Source organism: Gordonia sp. NPDC003422 (assembly GCF_053588675.1).
This window is the reverse complement of record NZ_JBSFQL010000017.1, coordinates 1-23012: the sequence shown is the minus strand read 5'-3', so window position 1 is coordinate 23012 and position 23012 is coordinate 1. Positions and strand designations below refer to the sequence as shown.

The window sequence follows — 23012 nt, the reverse complement described above, 5'->3', positions numbered from 1 at the left end:
TTGCACCTCGCATGAGCGTGACCGTCGACATCTGGACTGACATCAACTGCCCCTTCTGCTATCTCGGTAAGAAGCGTTTCCTCGACGCCCTGTCGGAGTTCCCCGGGCGCGACGACGTGGCTGTGGTGCATCGGTCCTTCGAACTCGACCCGACGCTGGATCCCGGAACCTCCGGCTCCGTCGAAGATCACCTCGCGACCAAGTACGGGATCAGCCTCGACCAGGTGCGGGCCAACGAGGCACGCGTCGGTGCACAGGCCGCCGAACTCGGCCTGCCCTATCAGACGAGCGGTCGGGATTTCGGCAGCAGCTTCGACATGCATCGGCTTCTGCATCACGCACTCGCCGTCGGCAAGCAGGAAGACCTGCTCGACGCGCTGTACGCCGCCAACTTCGTCGAGACAGAACCCCTGTTCGGTGATCGGGCGCGACTCGTCGCAGTTGCCGTCGGAGCCGGGTTGGACGAACTGCAGGTGTGCGCGGTCCTGAATGATCCCGAGGCCTACGCCGACGACGTCCGGCAGGACGAACAAGAGGCCGCGGCACTGGGCGTCACCGGAGTTCCGTTCTTCGTCATCGACGGCAAATACGCCGTCTCGGGTGCCCAGCCCACCGAGGTCTTCGAGCGTGCGCTGACCATGGCTGCCGCCGATCGTCCCGTCGTCGTCGGGGCGTCGGCCGACGCCGAATGCGGGCCCGACGGATGCGCGGTGCCGCAGAGCTGACCCACGGAGTCGGCAGCGTCAGGCACCCGTCTCGACCGGCCGGTCCGGGTCCGACGACCACTGCGAGAACGACCCCGGGAAGAGTCGCGCCGGGTAGCCGGCGATCTCCAACGCCGCGATCGCGTGTGCGGCGTTGACGCCGGAGCCGCAATACACCACGACGTCGGGGGCCGCGTCGATCCCCAACTCGGCGAACATTTTTCGGAGATCACCTGCCTCCCGGAATCGGCCGTCGAAGTCCAGGTTGGCGACGGTCGGCGCGTTGAGCGCACCGGGAATGTGGCCCGCGCGCGGATCGACCGGTTCGACCTCACCGCGGTAACGTTCGCCGGCACGGACGTCGAGCAGGATGCCTGCGGAGCTCGCCACCTCATCGATGGTGACCGTCGGCAGCGCACCTGCCTGCAGGGTCACGTTTCCGGCTCGCGGAGTCCCGCCATCACCACGCGACGTCTGCAGCCCCGCCGTTTGCCACGCACCCAGACCACCGTCGAGCATGCGCACGTCGGCGATGCCCGCCCAACGCAGCAGCCACCAGGCGCGCGCGGCGGCAAGGTTCCCGTTGTCGTCGTAGACCACCACCGGAACGCCGTCGTCGATTCCCCATCGTCGTGCCGCGGCTTGCAGGTCATCGATATTCGGCAGTGGGTGCCGACCCCCCACCGGGCCGCTCGGCGGGGCAGCGAGTTCGGTGTCGAGGTCAACATAGATCGCACCGGGAATGTGGCCGTCGAGGTAGTGGTCGTGGCCATTGCTGTCACCGAGCTGCCACCGCACGTCGAGCACCACCGGTGGGGTCGGCGACAGCATCGTCTCGGCCAGGTCGGGTGCGTTCACCAGCAGGTCTGCCATGGGTGAAGACTAGACATATATCGTCGACGGGGTGATGGCGGCATTCTCGGCAGTGGTGCTCGCGCTGATCACGTTCTGGCTGCACCGGCGCCTGGTGCGCGCAACGCGCATGCCCGCGCCGTGGTCGTCGGTCACCGACGTCGCACTCCTGCTGCTGTGGGTGCTCGCGGTGGTCGGGGCGGCCTCCGGGTCACTGCTCGATCCGCGCTGGGTCCGTGCCCCCGCATTCGTGGGGATGACGTGGCTCGCGGTGATCTTCTACCTCTTCCTCGGGTTGTCGGTCATCGGCCTCGTCTCGTTCGCGGTGCGTATTGTCCGACGGTTGGGCAGAGCCGAACCGAACGAGAGTTTCGACCGGCGCCGACTGACGGCGATGCGCATCGCGACCGCGCTTGTGGTCGTCGTGTCTCTGGGCACGGTGGCGTACGGGCTTGTCGAAGCGGCTCGCCCGCGCGTGGTCGACGTAGACATCACGCTGCCGCGGCTGCCATCACAGTTCGACGGCATGCGCATCGCCGTCATCTCCGATCTCCATGTCGGCCCGTCCCGGGGTGCAGCGTTCACGCAACGCGTCGTCGATCAGGTCAACGCCCAACGCCCCGATCTCATCGTGATCGCCGGGGACCTGCTCGACGGAACCATCCACTACGTTGCCGACGATCTCAAGCCACTCGCCGACCTGTCCGCGCCGCTCGGGGTCTTCGGCATCAGCGGCAACCACGAGTTCTACGCCGACGACGGAGGTCGGTGGCTCGACGTGTGGGACCGCCTCGGCATCCACACGCTCCGAAATCAGCGGGTGACCATCGAAAGGGGCGGGGCCGCGATCGATCTCGCCGGAATCCAGGACTACACGGCACCCGATCCGTACGAACCCGACCTGCCCGCAGCACTGGCCGGACGAGACCCGAACCGCTTTGTGCTGCTGCTCGCCCATCAACCGCGCCAGGCCATCGAGGCATCGGATCTCGGTGTGGATCTCCAGATCTCGGGTCACACCCACGGCGGACAGATGTGGCCGATCCGCTATCTCGTCACCCTCCAACAACCTTCGTTGCAGGGACTCGACCGAGTCGGAAACACCGTGCTGTACACGACGCGCGGCGCGGGGGCGTGGGGACCACCGGTTCGGGTCGCGGCCCCGCCCGAGATCACATTGATAAAGACCATGTCTGGATGAGACCGAATTCAGTCCTGGTATCCGCAAACACAGGTCGATAGCCTGGAAGAGTGCTCGTCGCTCCCACCGCACTGGTCGCCGCCACCTCGTCGGACGATCTCGCTGCGGTCCGACGGCAGGCGCAATCGTGGCGTTCACCCGAAATCGGCATCGCGGACAGCGATCTCACCGACGCGGCACTCGCCGATCTGATCGCGACGTCCGAGCCACACGACGACTCGTTCGCGCGTGCCGTGACCGCGATCGTCTCGGCACGCGCCGGGCACTTCCCGGTGGTGCCTCACATCGACGCCGCGGGCGAGATCTTCCGCAGCTTTCTGCTGCACGACCTGATCGACGGATGGCTGTACGTCCGCGAGTCCGACGGCTATCTGCACCCGTACCTCATCATGGACATCACCGCCGAACACGGCGACCGCACACACGGCCCGCGGATCAAGTTCACCATGGAGGCCGACAACGCCACCGTGAAACGCCCGTCGCGCAAACCACGGGTGCTGTACTTCGAGGAAACCGAGATCGTCGGCAAGACGCCGGGAGACATCCTGCTTGCCGCCGGCGCCTACAAGGAGACCCCAGAACTCAAGGCCGAGTATCAGTCTCGCCGCGACGTCTATCAGAAGATCATCGACGACGGCTTCGGCCAGCAATACCGATTCACCGGCTGCATCATCCGTGCCGACGACTACCGCTCGCCGAACAAGCGGGACAACCGAAAAGTCGTCCACGACGTCGCGCCCGGGGAGATCGCGGCCCTACGCATGGTCGCTCCCTCGACCCTGTTCGACGGCACCGACGGCAACGAGTACGGTCCCGTACCGGTGATCACCGCGGTGCGAGTGTTCGACCTTGGCGCACAAGACTTTCTGGACGTCAACACCGGCGACCTCACGCCGTACGACTACGATGCCCACCTCCAGGACAAACTCGTCCTGCCCGACGAGCAGCGCGAACTCCTCAACATCCTCACCACCGACATCTCGGTGTTCACCGGCGACATCATCGACGGCAAGTCCGCGGGCAACGTCATCCTCGCCAAAGGCCGCCCCGGCGTGGGCAAGACGCTCACCGCCGAGGTGTACGCGGAGGTCACCGGCCGCCCCCTGTACTCGATTCACTCCGGATCACTGGGAATCACAGCCGAATTGGTGCGCAAGAACCTCGAAGTCATCTTCGATCGCGCAAAGCGCTGGGATGCGGTTCTGCTCCTCGACGAGGCCGACGTGTTCGTGATGGAACGCGGACTCGACCTCGGCCAGAACGCCATCGTCGCCGAATTCCTGCGCACCCTCGAGTATTTCGACGGCCTGCTGTTCCTCACCACCAACCGCATCGACGGAGTGGACGAGGCCATCCTCGCGCGGTGCGCTGCGGTCATCGAGTACCAGCCGCCCGGCCCCAAGGACGCCCGACAGGTGTGGCAGATCCTTGCCGCGGGCAACGACGTGGTCCTCGACGAAGACCTCCTCGACGACCTGGTCGGCGGCTTCCCCGGCATCACCCCGCGCGACATCAAGATGCTACTGCGCTTGTCACTCCGAATGGCGCGCCACCGCGGTACCGAACTCGACGCGTCGGTGTTCGCCAGCAGTGCCGCCTTCCGTGGGCTGCACTACCTTCCGCCGTCGCAGCGCTGAACGATCTTGCTGGCCAAGTAGCGACTAACAAGCCTGCGCCCAGCCATCTGCTGGTTGAGTAGCGACGTGCGAGCTTGCGCCCTTCGATACGCTCGCAAGCTCGCTACTCAGGAACCGCCCGACGCGTATCGAAACCCGGCGAGTCAACGATGTCAGCAACCAAAGTCGTTACGGACATCGTCATCTCACCGGGTTTCGATACGCCCTACGCTAGCGCTCCGGGCTACTCAACCAGCAGAACGTGCGCTCAGGGCTACTCAACCAGCAGAACGTGCGCTCAGGGCTACTTGACCAGCAGAATCCTCAGGCCTCGGGGTCGAGGACGAAATCGTAGACGGTGACAAAGCCTTCACCGTTCGGGTTGTCTCTCACGTCCAGCATGAGTTCCGGCTTCACGGCCGACGCGATGTCGTCGTCGTTGTGCGGATCGCCCGGGAAGTAGAGCTGCGAGGTGATCAGCTGGTGGCCCGGCGCACTCACCTTGAAGTGCAGGTGGGCCGGACGCCAGGCGTGCCAGCCGGCGGCCTCGATGAGCTGGCCGCAGGCACCGTCGGTGGGGATCATGTAGGGCGCCGGACGCAGGGTGTGGATCTCGAAGTTGCCGTCCTCGTTGGCAATCCAGGTTCCGCGCAGGTTCCACTCGGGCAGGCCCGGGGCGAACTGCGAGTAGAAGCCGAGGTCGTCGGCGTGCCACAGCTCGATCTTCGCGCCGGCGAGCGGTGTGCCGTCGACAGCACGCACCTGACCGGAGAACACCAGCGGGTCACCGGGCTCGTCGTCGCGCATCGGAATGGTGCCGTTCCAGTCCAATTCGGGTGAGCCACCGATGTAGTACGGCCCCTCGATGGTGCCCTTGCTGCCCTCGCGATGCTCGTTGGCCACTTCTTCGACCGAGTGCTCGATCCACACGTCGAGGAACAGCGGCCACTCGCCGTCGGTGCCGACCTTGATCAGCCACGCCTTGAGTGCGTTGTACTCCTCGTAGCTGACCTTGTCCTCGAGGACGATGTCGTTGATGCCCTTGATCACCTTGGACGCAAGGTAGTTGACGCGCTGGGTGTCGACGACACCGGGGCGCGCGCCGGCCGCGGCCATGCGCTCGGCGAACTGGGCCGATGCATTGGCTCCCGACTCGGCGGCCTTGGCGGTCACCTCGGAATCGAAGCTGGTGCTCATGATGGGTACTCCTTTATCTTCTAGGCCAGGGGGCTGACACTGCGGGTGAGGGCCTGCTCAGCCCGCAGCGATATCCGATGGGTGGGTGGCCAGGGGGGTCACCCGGATTGTCATGTAGGCGAAAAGTGGTAATCCGGAGAGGATTTGGTGCAATTCGTTGTTGTCCTCCACATCGAAGATGGAGAAGTTCGAGTACTCGCCGACGATCCGCCAGATGTGCGGCCATTTGCCGGCCCGCTGGAGTTCCTGCGAGTACGCCTTTTCCCGTGCGACGGTGTCCGCGCGGACCTCGGCGTCGAGGTCGTGAGGAATGTTGACGTCCATCCGTACGTGAAACAGCATGTCCTCAGCTCCTGCCTTCGTCGATGCGGTAGTGGGCCAGTTTGTCCGGATCGATCGCGATACCGATTCCGTTGCCCGGCAGGCGGTGCAGATGGCCGTCGCGTATCTGCAGTGGCTCGGCCAGGAGATCGTCGCTCATATCCAGGAAGTTGGAAAGCTCTGCGGCGTAACGAGATGTCGATGCGAAAGCGGACCCGAACGCCAGGGTGCAGGCAGAGCCGATCTGACCGTCGATCTGATTGCCCATCACCACCTCGATCCCGAGTCCCTCGGCGAGATGGTGGACGCGCCGCGACGTGGTGAACCCGGTGCGAGCGGTCTTGATGTTGATCGCGGTGGCCGAACCACCCAGGATCTCGCGCGTGACATCGGCGGGGGTCGGAGCCGACTCGTCGGCGATGAACGGGACGTCGGTCTTCTCGACCAGCCAGCGACGGCCGACCACGTCGTCGGCCGGGCAGAGTTCCTCAGCGAACAGCAGGTCGAGATCGGCCATCTCGCGCATCGCACGTGCCGACTCGGCGGCGGTCCAGCCGCGATTGCCGTCGACATACAGTTCGACGGTGTTGCCGAAGTGCGCGCGCAGCGCCCGCACCACCGCGGTGTCCAGCGTCACCGGCTTGCGGCCGACCTTCACCTTGAATGTGCTGATGCCGTAGGTGTCTCGCATACGTTGCGCCTCGGCCACCATCACCGACGGCTCGTCGAAGCCGAGCATGTGGCTGACCTTCAACCGATCGGTGAACCCGCCCAGCAGGTCGGTCACCGACAGATTCAGGGTGTGCCCCAGCGCATCCCACATCGCCATGTCGATGGCCGCTTTGGCGGTCGGATTGCCGATGGTGCGCGCCAGCCGTTCATGTGCCTCCTCGCGCTCGAGGAGGGTCAGACCCACCAGCTGCGGAGCGAAAACGTCCTCGATGACCGCGATGATCCCCCGCTGCGTCTCGCCGTAGGTGAACGGGCGGGGCGGTGCCTCGGCGACTCCGACGATGCCGTCGTCGGTGTGCACACGCACCAGCACGTGACTTGCCGTGCGTACTTCGCCCGAGGCGAATTTCAACGGTTTGCGATACGGGATGGCGAACGGTATCGCCTCGATTCTCGTGATCTTCACAGCAGATCTCCTGATACTGAGACGAATTCGGCCTCGATGATCTCGATGACCGCGTCAACGACGGGATTGTCTTCGGAGGCGCGGCGGGCAAGGGCGAGCTCGATGGTCCCGGCGTCCGCGAGGTCGCGGATGACGATGCCGTCGATGGGGAGCGCGCGTACCGACGCCGGGACCACGGCGACACCCAGGCCGGCGGCGACCAACGCGAGCAGGACCGCCGTACCCGGGGCCTCGTGGTCGCGGCGCGGCACGAAATCGGCGGCGCGACAACTGCGCAGCACCGCTTCGTTGACCGCGGAATCGCGACTGCCGTACATGACGAACGACTCGTTGCGCAGATCCGAAAGCGACACAACCGGTTCGACGGCGAGCCGGTGGTCGGCGGAGATCGCGAGGACCAGACGTTCGGCCTCCAGGGTGCGCACCTCGATGTCGTCGCCCACCGACGGCGGCCGGAGCAGCCCCAGGTTGATGGCACCGCTGCGAAGCGCGTCGCACTGTGCCGGGGTCAGCATGTCGGCCTGGATGGCGACACCCACGTCGGGAAGTTCACGGTTCACCGCGCGCACGATGCGCGGCAGATGCGAGAAGGCTGCGGTACCGGTCAGACCGAGCCGGACCAGACCACTGCGACCCGCAGCGATTCGTCGGACGCCGCGCACCGCGTCGTCGACACCGGCGAGGATGCGCTGAACCTCGCCGTAGAGGAACTCGCCGGCGGCTGTCGGGGTCACGCGACGCGTGGTGCGGGTGAACAGCGCGACATCCAGTTCGGCCTCGAGCTGGCGAATCGCATACGACAACGCCGGCTGCGCGACGTGGAGTTGCGCAGCCGCCTGCCCGAAATGGCAGGTCTCGGCCACCGCTGCGAAGTAGCGGAGATGACGCAGTTCCATGTGATCCGGCTTCCGATGGGGGCTGTGGCTGCCGTCGCACCACCTAGTGTGACGCGCGACACGTGCTTTCACGGTAAGACCGCGATACATAACGCACAAGGACTTGTTTTCGCGTTATTGATCGATTGTGACGATCAATAGGACTCGTGTCCGGGACTAGGTATTTACCTAGTGTGATCGGCAGCACAAAGTGTCAGTGTGCAAGAGACAGCCCATAGGAGGACTCTGCACATGACCACTTCCTTGCCCCGCCCGACGCAGGCCCACACCCCCCTGCCGGCCCATCTCGGCCACGTCTCGTCTGTTCTGTCGGATGCGGTGATCGACGACCGCGACGCCGGCGTGTACCGCGCCAACCGCCGGATCTTCACCGACGACGAGATCTTCGAACTGGAGATGAAGCACATCTTCGAGGGCAACTGGCTCTACCTCGCGCATGAGAGCCAGGTCGCCGAACCCGGCGACTACTTCACCACCTACATCGGCCGTCAGCCCGTGGTGATCACCCGCGGCAAGGACGGCGAGCTGCACTGCCTGATCAACGCGTGTGCACACCGCGGCGCCATGATCTGCCGTCGCAAGACCGACAACCGCACCACGCTCACCTGCCCGTTCCATGGTTGGACGTTCCGCAACGACGGCACCCTGCTGAAGGTCAAGGATCCCGACGACGCCGGATACCCGGAGACGTTCAACGTCAACGGGTCACACAACATGACCAAGGTGCCCCGCTTCGACAGCTATCGGGGCTTCCTGTTCGGCAGCATCAACCCCGACGTCGTAGAACTCAGTGAGCATCTGGGCGACACCACCAAGATCATCGACATGCTCGTCGACCAGTCCCCCGACGGGCTCGAGGTGCTACGCGGATCGTCGACCTACACCTACGACGGCAACTGGAAGGTGCAGGCGGAGAACGGCGCCGACGGCTACCACGTCACCGCGACGCACTGGAACTACGCCGCCACCACGTCGCGGCGCAACACCGGTGAATCCAAGAACGACACCAAGGCGCTCGACGCCGGCAGCTGGGGCAAGTCCGGTGGTGGCTACTGGTCCTATCCCAACGGCCACCTGTGCCTGTGGACGATGGCCGCCAACCCCGAAGACCGCCCGCTGTGGGACAAGATGGATCTTCTCAAGGAGAAGTTCGGGGATGCCAAGGGCGAGTTCATGGTCAAGGGGTCACGCAACCTCTGCCTCTACCCCAACGTGTATCTGATGGACCAGTTCTCCACGCAGATCCGGCATTTCCGGCCGATCGCGCCGGACAAGACCGAGGTCACCATCTACTGCATCGCACCCAAGGGTGAGAGCGATGCGGCTCGTGCACATCGCATCCGGCAGTACGAGGACTTCTTCAACGCCTCCGGTATGGCCACCCCCGACGATCTCGAAGAGTTCCGGTCCTGCCAGCTGACCTTCCGTGCGCAGGCCGCACCCTGGAACGACATGAGCCGCGGCGCCGAGCACTGGCTGACCGGTCCCGACAAGGTCGCCGAATCCCTGGACATGTCCGGTGTCATCTCGTCCGGCGTCAAGAACGAGGACGAGGGCCTGTACCCGATCCAGCACGGCTACTGGCTCACCACCATGCAGGCCGCCCTGGAAGCCGAAGAAGCGGCAACCGATCAGTGTGGCGCAGAAGGGAACTGACCTCCGATGACTACTACCCAGCCCACCCCCACCGCCACCGGATCGAACAAGCTGATCACGCAGAACGCGATCGAGCAGTTCCTCTACCGCGAGGCCCGCTACCTCGACGACCGCGAGTTCGAGAAGTGGCTGGAATGCTACGCCGACGACGTCGTCTACTGGATGCCGTCGTGGGACGATCGCGACCGGCTCGTCGAGAACCCGCAACGCGAGATCTCGCTCATCTACTACCCCAACAAGGGTGGCCTGGAAGACCGGGTCTTCCGCATCCGTACCGAACGTTCTTCGGCCACATCGCTTCCCGAGCCTCGGACCAGCCACAACATCAGCAACGTTGAGGTCATCGAGCGGCGCGGCGACCTCGTCGACGTCCGATTCAACTGGCACACCATGTATTTCCGGTACAACACGGTGGATCCGTATTACGGTACGTCGTTCTACACGATCGACTTCTCCGGCGACCAGCCCCTGATCCGACGCAAGACCGTGGTCCTGAAGAACGACTACATCCACCACGTGGTGGACATCTACCACTTCTGAGGTATGTCATGACAGTCACGACCGATCGGTCGGCCGGTTCGGGAGCTCCGTTGCCGGTCGACGCGACGACACACCAAGTCGCGCTGAGTTTCGAGGACGGCGTCACCCGGTTCATCACCTGCCGCGACGATCAGACCGTCGCCGACGCGTCCTACCGGCAGCGGATCAACATCCCGCTCGACTGCCGCGACGGTGCGTGCGGAACCTGCAAGGCGTTCTGCGAGTCCGGTGAGTACGACGGCGGAACCTACATCGAGGACGCGCTGAGCGAGTCGGAGTCGGCCGACGGCTACGCGCTGCCCTGCTGCATGAAGCCGAGATCCGATCTGGTGCTGCAGATCGCCGCCACCTCCGACATCGCCAAGACCCAGGCCGCCACGTTCGACGGCAAACTCGTCGACCTCGAACGCCTGTCGGAGTCGACGGTGCGTGTCAGCGTCGACATCGAGAATCGCGGCGCCCTAGCGTTCCTGCCCGGACAGTACGTCAACTTCGCCGTCCCGGGAACCGATGACGGCGAAGGCAATCCGCTGACGCGCTCGTACTCCTTTGCCAACGGTCCACACGAGGAACGGCTGACGTTCCTGGTGAAGCTGACCCCGGGCGGGGTGATGTCGACCTATCTCACCGAACGGGCACGGGTCGGTGACGCGATCAGCTTCACCGGACCCCACGGGTCGTTCTTCCTCCGCGAATCCTCACGTCCGGTATTGCTTCTCGCCGGTGGAACCGGTCTGGCCCCGATTCTGTCGATGCTGCGCAAACTGCACGACGACAACAGTCCGCGCAAGGCGCATCTCATCTACGGCGTCTCCACCGACACCGACCTGGTGGCCATCGACGAGATCGAATACTTCGCCTCCGAGCTGCCCGGACTCACCTGGGACCACTGCGTCTCGGACCCGAACACCAAGGCGCCCAACCAGGGTTACGTGATGAGTTTGATCCGCGACGAACATCTCTACGACGGAGATGTCGCCGTCTATCTGTGCGGGCCGCCGCCGATGGTCGAGTCGGTGCGCACGCACATCGCCGACGCCGGGATCGAGCCCACCGGTTTCTACTACGAGAAATTCGCCCTCGCCGGTGCACCTAAGGATGCGCCCGTCGACGATGCTGCACCGGTTACGGCCGAACCCACCGCCACCGAGACTGTTGTCGAGGAACTCCTCACCTCACCGGATGCTCGCGCGATCGCCGGCCAGATGACCCTGCCGAGCGCCGAGATCGACCCGCTGGCGGCATCGGTCTCGACCACGCTAGACGGGGATTCGTTGTTGCGCATAGCCGGTCAGCAGGTCTGGACGGCCGACGCGACCGCGGGAACTCTCGACGCCGACGACGGAACACTGCTGCCGCATCCGGCCCGGGCAATCGCCGGGCAGGAGGTGTTCACCCCGACCGACACCGAACCGCTCGCGGCGCCGGAACCGCCCGTCGCACCTGCGGTGACCGAACCGATTGCCGCAGCAGCCCCTACGACGGTAGGTTCGCAGGGCTACCAGATCGGTGAAGAGCACCCCGGCGTGCACGAATCCGACGCGCTGTTCGAGGCACGAGCAGCGTTGGAACTCGGCGCCCTCGAACTCACCTTCGGCCGCCTGACCACCGGACAGCTCACCGGATACCGGCTCCTCGCCGAGGCGACGATGCCGTTCGTCGCCGGCGACCGGTTTGTCGACGCGGCCGAATACACCGAGACCAATGCCAACTTCCACGATTACCTGTTCACGCTGACCGGCAACAGTCATCTGCTCGAGGCGTATTCGGCGCTCGGAGTCAAAGGCCGGATGGGCGAGGTGCTGCGCAACGCCACCTGGTGTCATCCACTCTGCGCCCAGGACCATGTCGACATCGTCGAGGCCTTCGCATCCGGCGACCGCGACAAGGCGCGGGCACTGATCACCGCACACGCCGACCGCTCCAAGCAGACCATGCGCCGGGCAATGGCAGACGAACTCGCCTCACGCCGACCACGATTCGTGACACCCGGCCGATTCGCCGGGAAGGTCGTCGTGGTCACCGGCGCCGCTCAGGGCATCGGCGCCCAGACCGCGCGTCGCATCGCCGCCGAGGGCGGAACCCTGGTCCTCGCCGACCGCTCCGATCTGGTCTCCGAGCTCGCCGACGAACTCCGTTCCGACACCAGGACTCTCGCGGTCAATGCTGATCTCGAGCACTACTCCGGTGCCACCTCGATCGTCGAGCAGGCATTGGCGGCCTACGGTCGCGTCGACGTGCTCATCAACGATGTCGGCGGCGCAATCAATTTCAAACCGTTCACCGAGTTCACCGACGACGAGATCCGCGCCGAGGTCGATCGCTCGCTGATGACGACCTTGTACATGTGCCGCGCGGTCCTGCCGGGCATGGTGGAACGCAGCGACGGCGTCATCGTCAACGTGTCGTCGGCCGCCACCCGCGGCATCAACCGCATTCCGTACTCGGCCGCGAAGGGCGGCATCAATGCGATCACCGCGTCGCTGGCCGTCGAGTACGCCGAGCACGGCATACGGGTGACGGCGACGGCGCCCGGCGGCACCGAAGCGCCGCCACGCCGGATCTCGCGGGGAGCTCCGGAACCGCGCAACGAGATCGAATCGCGGTGGTTCCAGGCCCACATCGACCAGACCATCGACTCGTCACTGCTCAAGCGGTACGGGACACTGGACGAACAGGCGGCCGCGATCTGCTTCCTGGCCTCCGACGAGGCGTCCTACATCACCGGGACTGTCCTGCCGGTCGCGGGCGGCGATCTCGGATAAGTCGACACCCGCCGCAATAGTGTCGTGTGTCAGAAATTCGCTGCTGGGTCCGGCGAACCAGTTGGATGCATCGCAAGGCGGCGGAGGAGTCAGGTACTGGTTGTACCTGCGACGACGCCAACGAAGCGAGGCGCCAGCTGGGCGGCGGAACCGGCAACGAATTTCTGATTCACGGCACTAGCATGGGACGGGTGAGCAGGGCACGGTGTGTGGGTCGTGACGCCGAACTCGGCGCCATCGCCGACGAACTCGTGCGCGCCCGATCCGGTGTCCGGTGGGTGTCGGTGACCGGTGACCCGGGAATCGGGACGAGCACCCTCTTGCGGGAAGTCGCCCACGCCACCGACGCAACCGTCTTCGCCGCCACCGCACTGGAAGCCGAGCAGGGCATGGCCGGAGCCGTGCTCGCCCAGTTACTCCAGCAGGAACCCACTGCTGTCCCGGCGATGGCCGAGGCACTCCTCGCACGTGTGTCCAGCGAGGCGGTGTCGCTCGTCGTCATCGACGACGCGCATCTGGCCGACGACGAATCGTGGGAGACACTCACCGGCATCCTGGCCCGGCATCGCGATCTGCGGGTCCTCGTGGTGGCCGGAGCGACGGCCCGGTTTGCATCCGACACTCTCCAGAATCGGTTCTTCGACAACGAGCTACGTCTGGGCGGGCTCGACGCCGAGGCCGTGTCCGAGATCGTGCATGATCGCGGCATCATCCTGCACCCGTCCATGCGTGAGGATCTGTGGCGCCACACCATGGGCAATCCACGCGATCTGATCGGACTTCTCGACGAGTCGCCCCGCGCGCTGTGGTCGCAGCCCGGCGGGGATCTGCCTGCACCCGAGCATGTTCGAGCCGACATCCGGGCGCGGCTCGACGCCTGCCCTGACGACGGCCGACGTCTCATCGAGGCCTTCGCCGTCCTCGACGACGGTCAATCACTCACCGTCGCAGCAGCCTTGGCGGAGGCTGAGGATACCTTCGCCGCGGCCGATCATGCGCTGGCGACCGGTTTGCTCACGCGCTCCGCCGATCTCGCCCCTGCCCAGGTCGGACTCGCGCTGCGCAGCCCGCTCGTGCGGGCCGCGGTCATCGACGCGATGGGCTTGCAGGCGACCGCCGACGCACATCGACGTGCAGCCGAGATCGTCCCGGATCCTGTTGCTCGACTGCACCATCGGGTCGCGGCAACCCCGGACGCAGACCCGGCGCTGGCCGACGAGCTCGACGAACTGGCCCGCGCACGCGCCGCAGAGGGCGCCTGGCGCGAGGCCGCCACCCTGCTCCGCCAGTCAAGCCGCATCACACAGGAAGGACTCAAGAGCGACGAACGCGTCACCCGTTCCGTCGATGCCCTGCTCTCGGCAGGCGATTGTTCGGCTGCTGCCACACTCATCCCGTCGGTGGAGTCGCTGCGCGAAACGCCGCTCCGCAATGCCACACTCGCCTACCTCGCCATTCTGCGTGGGCGCGCCACCGAAGCCGAGGTGCGTCTCGACCGAGCCTGGGCCATCGTCAATCCCGAACGCGAGCCCGACATCGCCGCACTGATCGCAGGACGCCGGGTACTGCACGCCCTCATCCGCGGGCAGGGTACCGAACTCATCGACTGGGTGGATCGGGCCGTCGCCCTCACCGGACCGGACTCGCCGGCGGGCGTCGAAGCCACCGTCATCAGGGGTCTCGGCGAAGCCTGGGCCGGACGCCCCACCGAAGGTGTGACGACGTATGCGCAACTGTCCGAGGTCATCCGGCATGGCGCCCAGGCACAGAGGGCCGTCATGGGGCGGGGTTGGCTCGAGTACGGGATCGACGATCTCGACGTCGCGCGTGCCAGCCTGGAGACCGCGGTGTCGATGGCCCGACTCGGTGGATCGGACCGGATCACGCTGTGGTCGCTTGCCTGGCTCGCGCGGGTCCGATTCATCATCGGCGACTGGGACGCCGCCTTCCACACCGCAACCCAGGGACGCGATCTGGCCACCACGAGCGGCATCACCATCGCCACTCCACTTCTCGAATGGACTGTCGCGCAGATTCATTCGCTGCTTGGCCGCTGGGACGACGCCCATGCGGCGGTGCGTCGCGCCGAAGCCGTCGGCACCGACTACCCCAGCATGGAGATCCCCGCGCGGCTCGCGCGCGCCCAGGTGGCCGAGGCCGCTGCCGACTATGCGACCGTGATCCACGAGTTGGGACCACTGCCTCGTCTGGCCCGCAGCGTCCCAGCGCTGGTCGAGCCCGGCTTCTGGCCGTGGGTCGACACCTTGGCGAATGCCCTTGTCCTGGAGGGACGTCTCGACGACGCCGACGCACTGCTCACTCCACATGAGAAGCGCGCCGACGAACGCAAACACCCGTCGGCCTCCGCGCGCCTCGGATACGCGCGTGGCCGGCTGCTCGGCGCGAGCGGTGACATCAACGGTGCGCGACACGTCTTCGAGCGGGCCGTCGAACTACTGCTGCCCGGACCCAACCGCTACGATCTGGCCCGGGTCAACTTCGCTTACGGCCAGACGCTGCGCCGAGCAGGCAAACGACGAGATGCCGACCGCGTCATGTCCATCGCGCGCGAGACGTATCTCGGACTCGGCGCCCAGACCTATGTCGACCGATGCGATCGCGAACTGAAGGCCGGTGGCCTGCACACCTCCCCCGTGACCCGTCACGACGTGAGCCTTACACCTCAGGAAGAGTCTGTCACAGCCCTTGTCGCGCAGGGCCTTTCCAACAAGGAAGTGGCTGCCGAGTTATTCATCTCCACCAAGACCGTCCAGTACCACCTCACCCGAATCTACGCCAAACTCGGATTGCGTTCCCGCGCAGAGCTTGTCGCGAGTCATCACTGACTGACCGCCACCCCGTGCCCCCCACTGCTGGTTGAGCAGACCCGGAGCGCCAGCGGAGGGCCGTCGTCGAAACCCGGCGAGACGACAATATCGGCACCCTGTGGACAACGAGCGGCGACTCTCGCGAGCACCCACTGCTGGTTGAGTAGCGACGAGCGAGCCTGCGAGCCCGCCGCGTATCGAAACCCGGTGAGACGAGAATGTCCCCAGCAACAACCTAATCAGAACGCGCCTAATCGAATCCCGGTTTTCGCGCCAGACGCCGAATCAAGTCGAAATCACCGTCGATCAGCGCCTGACGCTTGGCTCGCGACCATCCCTGCACTCGCTTCTCCATCGCGTAGGCCTCGTCGATCGATCCGAACTCGCAGGAGTACACGAGCCGAACTGGCTGTCGACGCCTGGTGTACGCGGCCCCATGGCCGCTGCAGTGTTGCGCGACGCGCAGTTCCAGATTGCGAGTGCTTCCGACATAGAAGCTACCGTCGCCGCATTCGAGGATGTACAGGTAGGCTGCCATGCGTCGACTATCTCGCACATGCGTACATCTCAGGCGATTTCATCCACAGGGTGCGGGTAGTGGTTGCGGACATCCGTGTCTCACCGGGTTTCGATACGCGTCGGGCTCGCAAGCTCGCACGTCGCTACTCAACCAGCAGTGGGTCAGCAGGTGGGGGTGCGCTCGCTCGTTTGTCAGTCAGCCAGCGGTGGCAGGCGCCGAGATCGGCGCGTCGGTCTTGGCCTCGACATCGGACAACTCGACGCCGGGGGCCAGCTCGACGACGTCGAAACCCGCACCGTTGACATCGAATACACCGAGATCGGTGATCACCCGCGACACCACGGACCGACCGGTGAGCGGCAGTGAACACTGGGCCACCAGCTTGGCTCCGCCCTTCTTGGTGACGTGTTCCATCAAAACGATGACCTTGCCTGCGCCATTCACCAGGTCCATGGCGCCACCGATGCCCTTGACCATGGCGCCGGGGACCATCCAGTTGGCGAGGTCTCCGTTGCCGGCGACCTGCATGCCGCCGAGGACCGCGACGTCGACGTGTCCGCCGCGGATCATCGAGAAGCTGGTGGCGGAGTCGAAGTACGACGCGCCCGGCAGTACCGTCACGGTCTGCTTGCCGGCGTTGATGAGGTCGGGGTCGACCTGCTCCTCGTAGGGGTACGGCCCGACGCCCAGAATCCCGTTCTCGGCGTGCAGGGTGATTCCCGAGTCGTCGGGCAGGTAGTCGGGAATCAGTGTGGGCAGCCCGATTCCGAGGTTGACGTACTCGCCGGTGTTGAGTTCACGTGCCGCCCGTGCGGCCATCTCGTTGCGTGTCCAGCTCATGATGATCTCCTCACCGTGTCCGCACGGTACGTTGTTCGATTTCCTTGCGAGCGGCCTGTTCCGGCGTCAGCTCGACGATGCTCTTGACGAAGATGCCCGGCAGGTGGACATCGTCGGGAGCGATCTCGCCTACCTCGACCACCTTCTCGGCCTCGACGATCGTGTACCGGCCCGCCATCGCTGCCGGCGGATTGAAATTCCTCGCTGCAGCATGGAATCGGCAGTTTCCCGCGCGGTCGACGACGGCCGCGCGGATCAGCGCGAAATCGGTGACGATCGACTCCTCGAGAACCATCGGCTGTCCACCGAACTCGCGAACCTCCTTGGGCGGCGAGGACTCCGCGACAGTACCGTCGGAGTTGTAGCGCCACGGCAGGCCCCCCTCGGCAACCAGGGTGCCGACTCCGGTGGGCGTGAAGAACGCACCCACACCGCTTCCGCCGGCCCGCATGCGTTCGGCGAGAGTGCCCTGCGGCGTCAGCTCCACGGTCACCTCACCGGCCAGGAACTGGCGGCCGAATTCTTTGTTCTCACCGATGTAAGAAGCGATCACCTTACGAATCTTGCGGGCTTCCAACAGGAGTCCCAGTCCTGCGCCGTCCACGCCGCAGTTGTTGGAGACGATGGTCAGATCCCCGGCGCCCTGGTCGAGCAACGCCTCGATGAGGAACCACGGGATACCGGCCAGGCCGAAGCCACCCACAGCGATGCTGGCGCCGTCGGGAATGTCGGCGACCGCTGCCTGCGGGCCGGCTACGACTTTGTCGACGGTCATGACTGCTCCAGATGTTCGATGATGGCGGGTGTGATGATCTGTGGCTGTTGGGCATTGGCGAGATGTGCCGAATCGGGGACGACGAGGAGCCGACCGTGTTGCACGTTGTCGGCGATCTCGGCTAGTTTCGGCGGCGGTGTCGCCGGGTCGTCGGCACCGGCAATCGCGAGTGTCGGTGCGGCGATCGTCGGCAGATCGGCTCGCTGATCCATGGCCGCGATCACCTCACAGCATGATGCGTAACCTTCGGCCGGCGTCTCGGCAACCATCGCCTCGTAGTACTTGCGTGAGTCCTCGTTGGCAGCAAGGTAGTCCCGGGTGAACCACCGCGCGACGACGGCTTCGGCGACGGCCTGGCTTCCGTTGGCGCGCACGGTCGCAGCGCGGTCGGTCCAGGCCGACGACGGGGTCAGCTGGGCGCCCGTGCACAACAGCGCGAGCCGCGCGACGCGGTCGGGGTTGCGTGCGGCCACGCGCATGGCCGTCATACCGCCCAACGACAGGCCGACGAGATGCGCCACGGCGATGTCGAGCCGATCGAGCAGCGCGATCACATCGTCGGCGAGGTCGTCAATGGTGTAGGGCCCCTGCGGAACCGGTGATTCACCGTGGCCACGGGTGTCGTAACGCACCACCCGGAAGCGCTCCTCGAGGGCAGGGAGCTGCGCATCCCACATCCGATGCGTCGAGCCGAGCGAGTTGGACAGCACCACGGCCGGCGCATCGTCGCGGCCGGTGACGACGGCGTGAACCTCAGCGACATTCCTCTCAGCGGCATTCATCTCAGCGGCGCTCATCGGGTCGCCTCGAAGATCGCGGCGAGGCCCTGTCCGCCGCCGATGCACATGGTTTCCAGCACGTAGCGCGCGTCGCGCCGTCGGGCCTCATAGGCGGCGGTTGCCAGGATGCGGCCGCCGGTCGCGCCGATGGGATGTCCCAACGAGATTCCCGACCCGTTGGGATTGAGCCGTTCGTCGTCGGCGTCGACCTTCCACTCGGCGAGCACGCCGAGGACCTGCGCGGCGAAGGCCTCGTTCAGTTCGATGAGGTCGAGATCGGCCAGGGTCAGATCGGCACGGTCGAGTGCCGCGGCGGTCGCCGACACCGGACCGAGGCCCATGGTCTCCGGCTCGCACCCCGTCACCGCCCAGGAACGCAGCGCGAGCATCGGGTCGAGTCCACGACGATCTGCTTCGGCCCGCGTGGTCACCACGCACATGGCGGCTCCGTCGTTCTGGCCAGACGCGTTGCCCGCGGTCACCGTCGCATCGGGGTCGACCTTGAGTCGCACGGGGCGCAGCTTGGCCAGGCTCTCCGCGCTCACGTCGGCGCGCGGGTGTTCGTCACGGTCGACCACGACGTCGGGCCTGCCGCGCTTGCCCGGCACGGTCACCGAGACCAGCTCGTCGGCGAACCGACCGCCCTCGTGGGCCGCGATCGCGCGCTGATGCGAGCGCAGCGCAAGTTCGTCCTGCTCCTCGCGTCCGATTCGGTAGCGGGCGCGAACGTTCTCGGCGGTCTCGATCATGCCGCCGGCGACGGGATGCGAGTTTCCACCGGCGGTGGCACGGCCACGATCCAGGCGATCCATCAGGTCGATACCGCCCTGCCGAACACCGGTCCGCAGTCCGAGTGCGTAATGCTCGACATTCGACATCGACTCGGCGCCGCCGGCCACGACCAGCCGCGCACCCCCGGTGGCAACTGCGGACGCGCCATTCAGGATCGCCTGCAGACCCGATCCGCATCGGCGGTCGACCTGCATGCCGGGGACGCCGATGCCCAGCCCGGCGTCGAGCGCGGCGATGCGTCCGATCGCGGGCGACTCCCCGTTCGAGTAGCCCTGCCCCAGGATCACGTCGTCGACGTCACCCTCACCGAGGCCGGTGCGGCTCGACAACTCACGCAGCAGTCCGGTCGCCAGGTCCGTGACGGTGAGCGGTGCGAGCGCGCCACCCATCCGGCCCACCGGTGTGCGGAGGGGCGAGCAGATCACGATGTCGGTCGAAGAAGCCATGTTCTCACCGTATCGACCTGCGACGATAGGCGGAAGTATTCATATTCTCAACATTGATACTCACGACATATCAAATGGTATTGTGTACACATGGAGCTGCGACATCTTCGCTACTTTCGTGCCGTCGCCGAGGAACTCCACTTCGGCCGGGCTGCACAACGTCTGCACATCGCGCAGCCGCCGTTGTCTCAGCAGATCAAGCAACTCGAGGACGAGTTGGGGGTTGCATTGCTGACCCGGTCCACCCGACGCGTCGAACTCACGCCGGCGGGTGCGGACTATCTGCGTCGCACGATCGCGATCCTGGATTCCGTCGACGCGGCCGGACGTCGGGCACAGCGCATCGCCGACGGACGATTCGGCCAGCTGTCCATCGGATGCGTCGGCTCGGCCACCTACTCGCTGCTGCCGCAGCTGGTTCGCGCGCTCGGCGACGAACTGCCCGATGTGGAGGTGAGCGTGCGCGGCGAGATGCTGGCGCCCGATCAGATCGCGGCCCTCGGCTCCCACGACATCGACCTCGCGCTGCTGCGCCCACCCGTTGACACCGACGACATCCACGTCGAGATCATCCGAGACGACAGACTGATCGTCGCCCTGCCGAAGAATCACCCGCTCGCGACGAACGACCTCGACACGGAAGTCGATGTGGCACTGTTGGCCGCCGAGGACTTCATCGCACACGCCGGCGGCGGCAAATCGGTGATGAGCGGGGTCCTCGCAACCACCTGCGCCCGAGCCGGTTTCGTGCCGCACATTCGGCACGAGGTGGAAGAGACGTCCACACTCATCACGCTGGTCGCCGCCGGGCTCGGCGTCGCGATAGTGCCGGAACCGACATCTGCCCTCGGTGTGGCCGATGTCGTCTACCGTCGGCTCGCCGAGCCGGCCGGCACCGTTGAGCTTGCGGTGGCACTCGTGGAGTCCCGTCGAACACCGCTGATCGACCGCGTTCTCGAGGTCCTGCGCACGATCTCATGAAGGTCCGGCGCAAGTGTGTCACCGTTGACCCATGAGCTCTCCAGAGTTCGACGCGAACAAGCTCTTTCCCGGCAAGTTCTTCATCAGTACGGTCCTCGACGTCCTCGAGTCCAAGAAGAAGATGACGGGCCACATGCGCCGCCGATACCTCCAGCGAGCGGCGATGGCAGGCATCATCATCGCGATCTTCTACGTCATCGACTACACGATGGTCGGTGCCTTCGACAGCATCGGCGACGACGAACAACTCCACGTCGTCGGGAAACTCCTCGGCTCACTCACCTTCGGCTGGGCGCTGGTGTTCATCTACTACTCGAAGTCAGAGTTGTTGACGTCGAACATGATGATGGTGGCGATCGGCACCTACTACCGACGCATCTCGCTGGTCCTCGTGCTGCGAATCCTTCTGCTGTGCTACCTCGGCAACATCATCGGCGGGCTGCTGATCGCCGTGATGCTCAAGGGCACCACCCTCATCGAGGGTCCGGTGCTCGACGCGATGAACCACTCGGTCGACGTGAAAACGGGCTACCTCGGCGAGGGCTGGTCGGGGTGGCTCGACCTGTTCATCCGCGCAGTCTTGTGCAACTTCATGATCAATCTCGCGATGCTGCTCGTCTACAACGGCTACCTCCACGAGGACATGGCCAAGATCATGGCGATGATCGTCGCGGTGTTCGTGTTCGCCTTCCTCGACTTCGAGCACTCGGTGGCCAACACGGTGCTGTTCATGATCGTCGGACTCCAGGACGGGATACCGGTCGGCGCAGCCTTCGGAAACCTGGGCATAGTGCTGCTCGGCAATCTGACAGGTGGCGGGATACTCATCGGCTTCTACTACGCATGGGTCAACGACGAACGCGACACGCATCTCCCACATCTCCGACGCTCGCATACTCGCCACTGAGACATCACACGAACGACGCGCGCCAGCCGATTTTCGCTGTCCAGGCGCGACGAGCGGCACCCCCCGCCGCCTGAGCTGAGGTGCGACGAGCAACACCCGCACCCGCTGCCTGAGGTGCGACGAGCGCTAGCGAGGAGCCTCGAAGGCCTGGTGACAGTTGCTACCTGGTCGCCCAATCACTTTGTCTCACCAGGGCTAATGGGGGTGGATCGGTTCCCGATGGGATGCTGGTCCACTGTGAGCCTGCCCCGCCGGTGACCACTATGACTAGGGCTGAAACCACGTTGGTGGATTTCTACTCGAAGACCGTGGCCCGGCCGGGGTGGGGATCGGTTCTAGCGCTACTGGGATGTCGTGCCCCCTCCGCAACATTTGAGGGTGAGCACTGAGCCATTAGGCCGCGCGAACGGATCCCGTCAGGTTCACTGCCCAGATTGACGGCCAGATCCGAAAGGTGCAGGTAGCTTTTGATTTACGTGGGTAATGATTGGGCAGATGACCATCACGACGTGTGCGTGATGGACGAACACGGCACCACGCTGGGTATCCGGCGACTGCCCGAAGGGGTCGCCGGAGTGCGGGCGATGCACGCGCTGCTGGCCCGGCACGCCACCGACCCCGCCCAGGTGGTGATCGGGATCGAAACCGATCACGGCATGTGGGTATCGGCGCTGGTGGTCGCCGGCTACCAGGTGTATGCGATCAACCCGAAATCGGTGGTCCGCTACCGCGACCGACACCATGTCGGGGGCACCAAATCCGACAAGGGTGATGCCAAAGTGCTCGCCGATCTGGTGCGCACCGACCGCCACAACCATCGGATCATCGCCGCTGACAGCGTCACCGCCGATGCGATCAAGGTGATGGCCCGTACCCACCAGAACCTGGTGTGGGCGCGCTCAGCGCAGCAGAACGTGCTGCGCGCCCAGCTCAAGGCCTTCTACCCGGCCGCGTTGGCCGCCTTCGGCGACGACCTCGACCACAAGGACGCGCTCAGTGTGCTGCGGCGTGCCCCTTCCCCCGCCCAGGGGGCGAAGCTGTCGTTGTCGTCGATCCGCGCAACCCTGAAAAAAGGTGGCCGCCAACGCAATATCGATGATCGTGCCCGCGAAATCCAGCAGGCCCTACGCAGCACCGGACACCTGGACGTGCCCGCCGAATTGGCCGCCGGTTACGCGGCCACGGTGACCGCGACGGTCGGCATGCTGGCCGCGCTCACCACCCAGATCGATCAACTCGAAACCACCATGGCCCAGTC

The 23012-nt window shown here is 65.4% G+C and carries 20 protein-coding genes; 10 read left to right on the top strand and 10 right to left on the bottom strand.

The features are described from left to right. Window positions 1-11 precede the first annotated feature (11 nt). On the top strand, window positions 12-725 hold the full coding sequence (locus ACWDTF_RS15290; protein ID WP_449754608.1) for a DsbA family oxidoreductase: 714 nt from the start codon (window positions 12-14) through the stop codon (window positions 723-725). Between the two features lie 18 nt (window positions 726-743). Here the strand turns inward: ACWDTF_RS15290 and ACWDTF_RS15285 are convergent, their stop codons facing one another. Beyond that, on the bottom strand, window positions 744-1577 hold the full coding sequence (locus ACWDTF_RS15285) for a sulfurtransferase (RefSeq protein ID WP_449754607.1): 834 nt from the start codon (window positions 1575-1577) through the stop codon (window positions 744-746). A gap of 34 nt (window positions 1578-1611) precedes the next feature. On the opposite strand from ACWDTF_RS15285, the gene ACWDTF_RS15280 reads away from it, so the two are divergent. After that, window positions 1612-2757, top strand: coding sequence for a metallophosphoesterase (locus ACWDTF_RS15280; protein WP_355276649.1), 1146 nt, complete (start codon window positions 1612-1614; stop codon window positions 2755-2757). 50 nt (window positions 2758-2807) lie between these two features. Next, window positions 2808-4394 (top strand): AAA family ATPase, encoded by a 1587-nt coding sequence (locus ACWDTF_RS15275; RefSeq protein WP_240861500.1) that lies wholly within the window; start codon window positions 2808-2810, stop codon window positions 4392-4394. Between the two features lie 303 nt (window positions 4395-4697). On the opposite strand, the gene catA is transcribed toward ACWDTF_RS15275, so the two are convergent. Genes catA through ACWDTF_RS15255 form a run of 4 tightly spaced genes read right to left on the bottom strand, consistent with a single transcriptional unit; the run spans window position 4698 to window position 7925 of the window. Then, window positions 4698-5570 (bottom strand): catechol 1,2-dioxygenase, encoded by an 873-nt coding sequence (gene catA / locus ACWDTF_RS15270; protein WP_240861502.1) that lies wholly within the window; start codon window positions 5568-5570, stop codon window positions 4698-4700. 57 nt (window positions 5571-5627) lie between these two features. Beyond that, window positions 5628-5912 carry a muconolactone Delta-isomerase gene (gene catC, locus ACWDTF_RS15265; RefSeq protein WP_240861503.1) on the bottom strand — a complete coding sequence of 95 codons (285 nt, stop codon included), beginning with the start codon at window positions 5910-5912 and terminating at the stop codon, window positions 5628-5630. Between the two features lie 4 nt (window positions 5913-5916). Next, window positions 5917-7029: a mandelate racemase/muconate lactonizing enzyme family protein gene (locus ACWDTF_RS15260; protein WP_240861504.1), complete on the bottom strand. Its 1113-nt coding sequence runs from the start codon at window positions 7027-7029 to the stop codon at window positions 5917-5919. Continuing rightward, on the bottom strand, window positions 7026-7925 hold the full coding sequence (locus tag ACWDTF_RS15255; RefSeq protein WP_433256479.1) for a LysR substrate-binding domain-containing protein: 900 nt from the start codon (window positions 7923-7925) through the stop codon (window positions 7026-7028). Before ACWDTF_RS15255 ends, ACWDTF_RS15260 begins: the two co-directional genes overlap by 4 nt. A gap of 231 nt (window positions 7926-8156) precedes the next feature. On the opposite strand from ACWDTF_RS15255, the gene benA reads away from it, so the two are divergent. The 4 genes from benA to ACWDTF_RS15235 all read left to right on the top strand — a co-directional run bounded on the left by benA (window position 8157) and on the right by ACWDTF_RS15235 (window position 15732). Then, a complete protein-coding gene (gene benA, locus ACWDTF_RS15250; protein WP_355276633.1) occupies window positions 8157-9581 on the top strand; it encodes a benzoate 1,2-dioxygenase large subunit in 1425 nt (474 codons plus the stop codon). A 6-nt stretch (window positions 9582-9587) separates the two neighbouring features. After that, a complete protein-coding gene (benB, locus tag ACWDTF_RS15245; protein ID WP_240861511.1) occupies window positions 9588-10121 on the top strand; it encodes a benzoate 1,2-dioxygenase small subunit in 534 nt (177 codons plus the stop codon). Window positions 10122-10129: 8 nt separating this feature from the next. After that, a complete protein-coding gene (benC, locus tag ACWDTF_RS15240; RefSeq protein WP_449754606.1) occupies window positions 10130-12886 on the top strand; it encodes a benzoate 1,2-dioxygenase electron transfer component BenC in 2757 nt (918 codons plus the stop codon). 182 nt (window positions 12887-13068) lie between these two features. After that, window positions 13069-15732 (top strand): LuxR C-terminal-related transcriptional regulator, encoded by a 2664-nt coding sequence (locus tag ACWDTF_RS15235; RefSeq protein ID WP_433256483.1) that lies wholly within the window; start codon window positions 13069-13071, stop codon window positions 15730-15732. A 232-nt stretch (window positions 15733-15964) separates the two neighbouring features. On the opposite strand, the gene ACWDTF_RS15230 is transcribed toward ACWDTF_RS15235, so the two are convergent. The 5 genes from ACWDTF_RS15230 to ACWDTF_RS15210 form a co-directional block, all read right to left on the bottom strand. Then, window positions 15965-16252, bottom strand: a complete 288-nt coding sequence (locus ACWDTF_RS15230) for a GIY-YIG nuclease family protein (protein ID WP_240861519.1) — start codon at window positions 16250-16252, stop codon at window positions 15965-15967. A 177-nt stretch (window positions 16253-16429) separates the two neighbouring features. Then, window positions 16430-17074, bottom strand: coding sequence for a 3-oxoacid CoA-transferase subunit B (locus ACWDTF_RS15225; protein ID WP_355276641.1), 645 nt, complete (start codon window positions 17072-17074; stop codon window positions 16430-16432). Between the two features lie 10 nt (window positions 17075-17084). Then, window positions 17085-17849: a 3-oxoacid CoA-transferase subunit A gene (locus ACWDTF_RS15220; protein ID WP_433256486.1), complete on the bottom strand. Its 765-nt coding sequence runs from the start codon at window positions 17847-17849 to the stop codon at window positions 17085-17087. Next, entirely contained in the window at window positions 17846-18646 is an 801-nt protein-coding gene (gene pcaD, locus ACWDTF_RS15215; protein WP_433256488.1) for a 3-oxoadipate enol-lactonase, read from the bottom strand. Before pcaD ends, ACWDTF_RS15220 begins: the two co-directional genes overlap by 4 nt. Continuing rightward, on the bottom strand, window positions 18643-19866 hold the full coding sequence (locus ACWDTF_RS15210) for an acetyl-CoA C-acetyltransferase (RefSeq protein WP_433256490.1): 1224 nt from the start codon (window positions 19864-19866) through the stop codon (window positions 18643-18645). Before ACWDTF_RS15210 ends, pcaD begins: the two co-directional genes overlap by 4 nt. Before the next feature lie 90 nt (window positions 19867-19956). On the opposite strand from ACWDTF_RS15210, the gene ACWDTF_RS15205 reads away from it, so the two are divergent. The 3 genes from ACWDTF_RS15205 to ACWDTF_RS15195 form a co-directional block, all read left to right on the top strand. Further along, window positions 19957-20847 (top strand): LysR substrate-binding domain-containing protein, encoded by an 891-nt coding sequence (locus ACWDTF_RS15205; protein ID WP_240861533.1) that lies wholly within the window; start codon window positions 19957-19959, stop codon window positions 20845-20847. A gap of 31 nt (window positions 20848-20878) precedes the next feature. After that, on the top strand, window positions 20879-21754 hold the full coding sequence (locus ACWDTF_RS15200; protein WP_240861535.1) for a formate/nitrite transporter family protein: 876 nt from the start codon (window positions 20879-20881) through the stop codon (window positions 21752-21754). Between the two features lie 467 nt (window positions 21755-22221). Further along, on the top strand, window positions 22222-23012 hold a 791-nt coding region (locus ACWDTF_RS15195), incomplete at its 3' end, for an IS110 family transposase (RefSeq protein ID WP_449754605.1).

Excerpts from the sequence above, each read along its gene's own strand:
- ACWDTF_RS15205 (WP_240861533.1), top strand. The coding sequence starts at position 19,957 with ATGGAGCTGCGACATCTTCGCTACTTTCGTGCCGTCGCCGAGGAACTC.
- ACWDTF_RS15235 (WP_433256483.1), top strand. The coding sequence starts at position 13,069 with ATGGGACGGGTGAGCAGGGCACGGTGTGTGGGTCGTGACGCCGAACTC.
- ACWDTF_RS15290 (WP_449754608.1), top strand. The coding sequence starts at position 12 with ATGAGCGTGACCGTCGACATCTGGACTGACATCAACTGCCCCTTCTGC.
- catA (WP_240861502.1), bottom strand. The coding sequence starts at position 5,570 with ATGAGCACCAGCTTCGATTCCGAGGTGACCGCCAAGGCCGCCGAGTCG.
- ACWDTF_RS15225 (WP_355276641.1), bottom strand. The coding sequence starts at position 17,074 with ATGAGCTGGACACGCAACGAGATGGCCGCACGGGCGGCACGTGAACTC.
- ACWDTF_RS15200 (WP_240861535.1), top strand. The coding sequence starts at position 20,879 with ATGAGCTCTCCAGAGTTCGACGCGAACAAGCTCTTTCCCGGCAAGTTC.
- ACWDTF_RS15220 (WP_433256486.1), bottom strand. The coding sequence starts at position 17,849 with ATGACCGTCGACAAAGTCGTAGCCGGCCCGCAGGCAGCGGTCGCCGAC.
- ACWDTF_RS15210 (WP_433256490.1), bottom strand. The coding sequence starts at position 19,866 with ATGGCTTCTTCGACCGACATCGTGATCTGCTCGCCCCTCCGCACACCG.
- benA (WP_355276633.1), top strand. The coding sequence starts at position 8,157 with ATGACCACTTCCTTGCCCCGCCCGACGCAGGCCCACACCCCCCTGCCG.
- ACWDTF_RS15285 (WP_449754607.1), bottom strand. The coding sequence starts at position 1,577 with ATGGCAGACCTGCTGGTGAACGCACCCGACCTGGCCGAGACGATGCTG.
- benC (WP_449754606.1), top strand. The coding sequence starts at position 10,130 with ATGACAGTCACGACCGATCGGTCGGCCGGTTCGGGAGCTCCGTTGCCG.
- ACWDTF_RS15255 (WP_433256479.1), bottom strand. The coding sequence starts at position 7,925 with ATGGAACTGCGTCATCTCCGCTACTTCGCAGCGGTGGCCGAGACCTGC.
- ACWDTF_RS15230 (WP_240861519.1), bottom strand. The coding sequence starts at position 16,252 with ATGGCAGCCTACCTGTACATCCTCGAATGCGGCGACGGTAGCTTCTAT.
- benB (WP_240861511.1), top strand. The coding sequence starts at position 9,588 with ATGACTACTACCCAGCCCACCCCCACCGCCACCGGATCGAACAAGCTG.
- ACWDTF_RS15280 (WP_355276649.1), top strand. The coding sequence starts at position 1,612 with ATGGCGGCATTCTCGGCAGTGGTGCTCGCGCTGATCACGTTCTGGCTG.
- pcaD (WP_433256488.1), bottom strand. The coding sequence starts at position 18,646 with ATGAGCGCCGCTGAGATGAATGCCGCTGAGAGGAATGTCGCTGAGGTT.
- catC (WP_240861503.1), bottom strand. The coding sequence starts at position 5,912 with ATGCTGTTTCACGTACGGATGGACGTCAACATTCCTCACGACCTCGAC.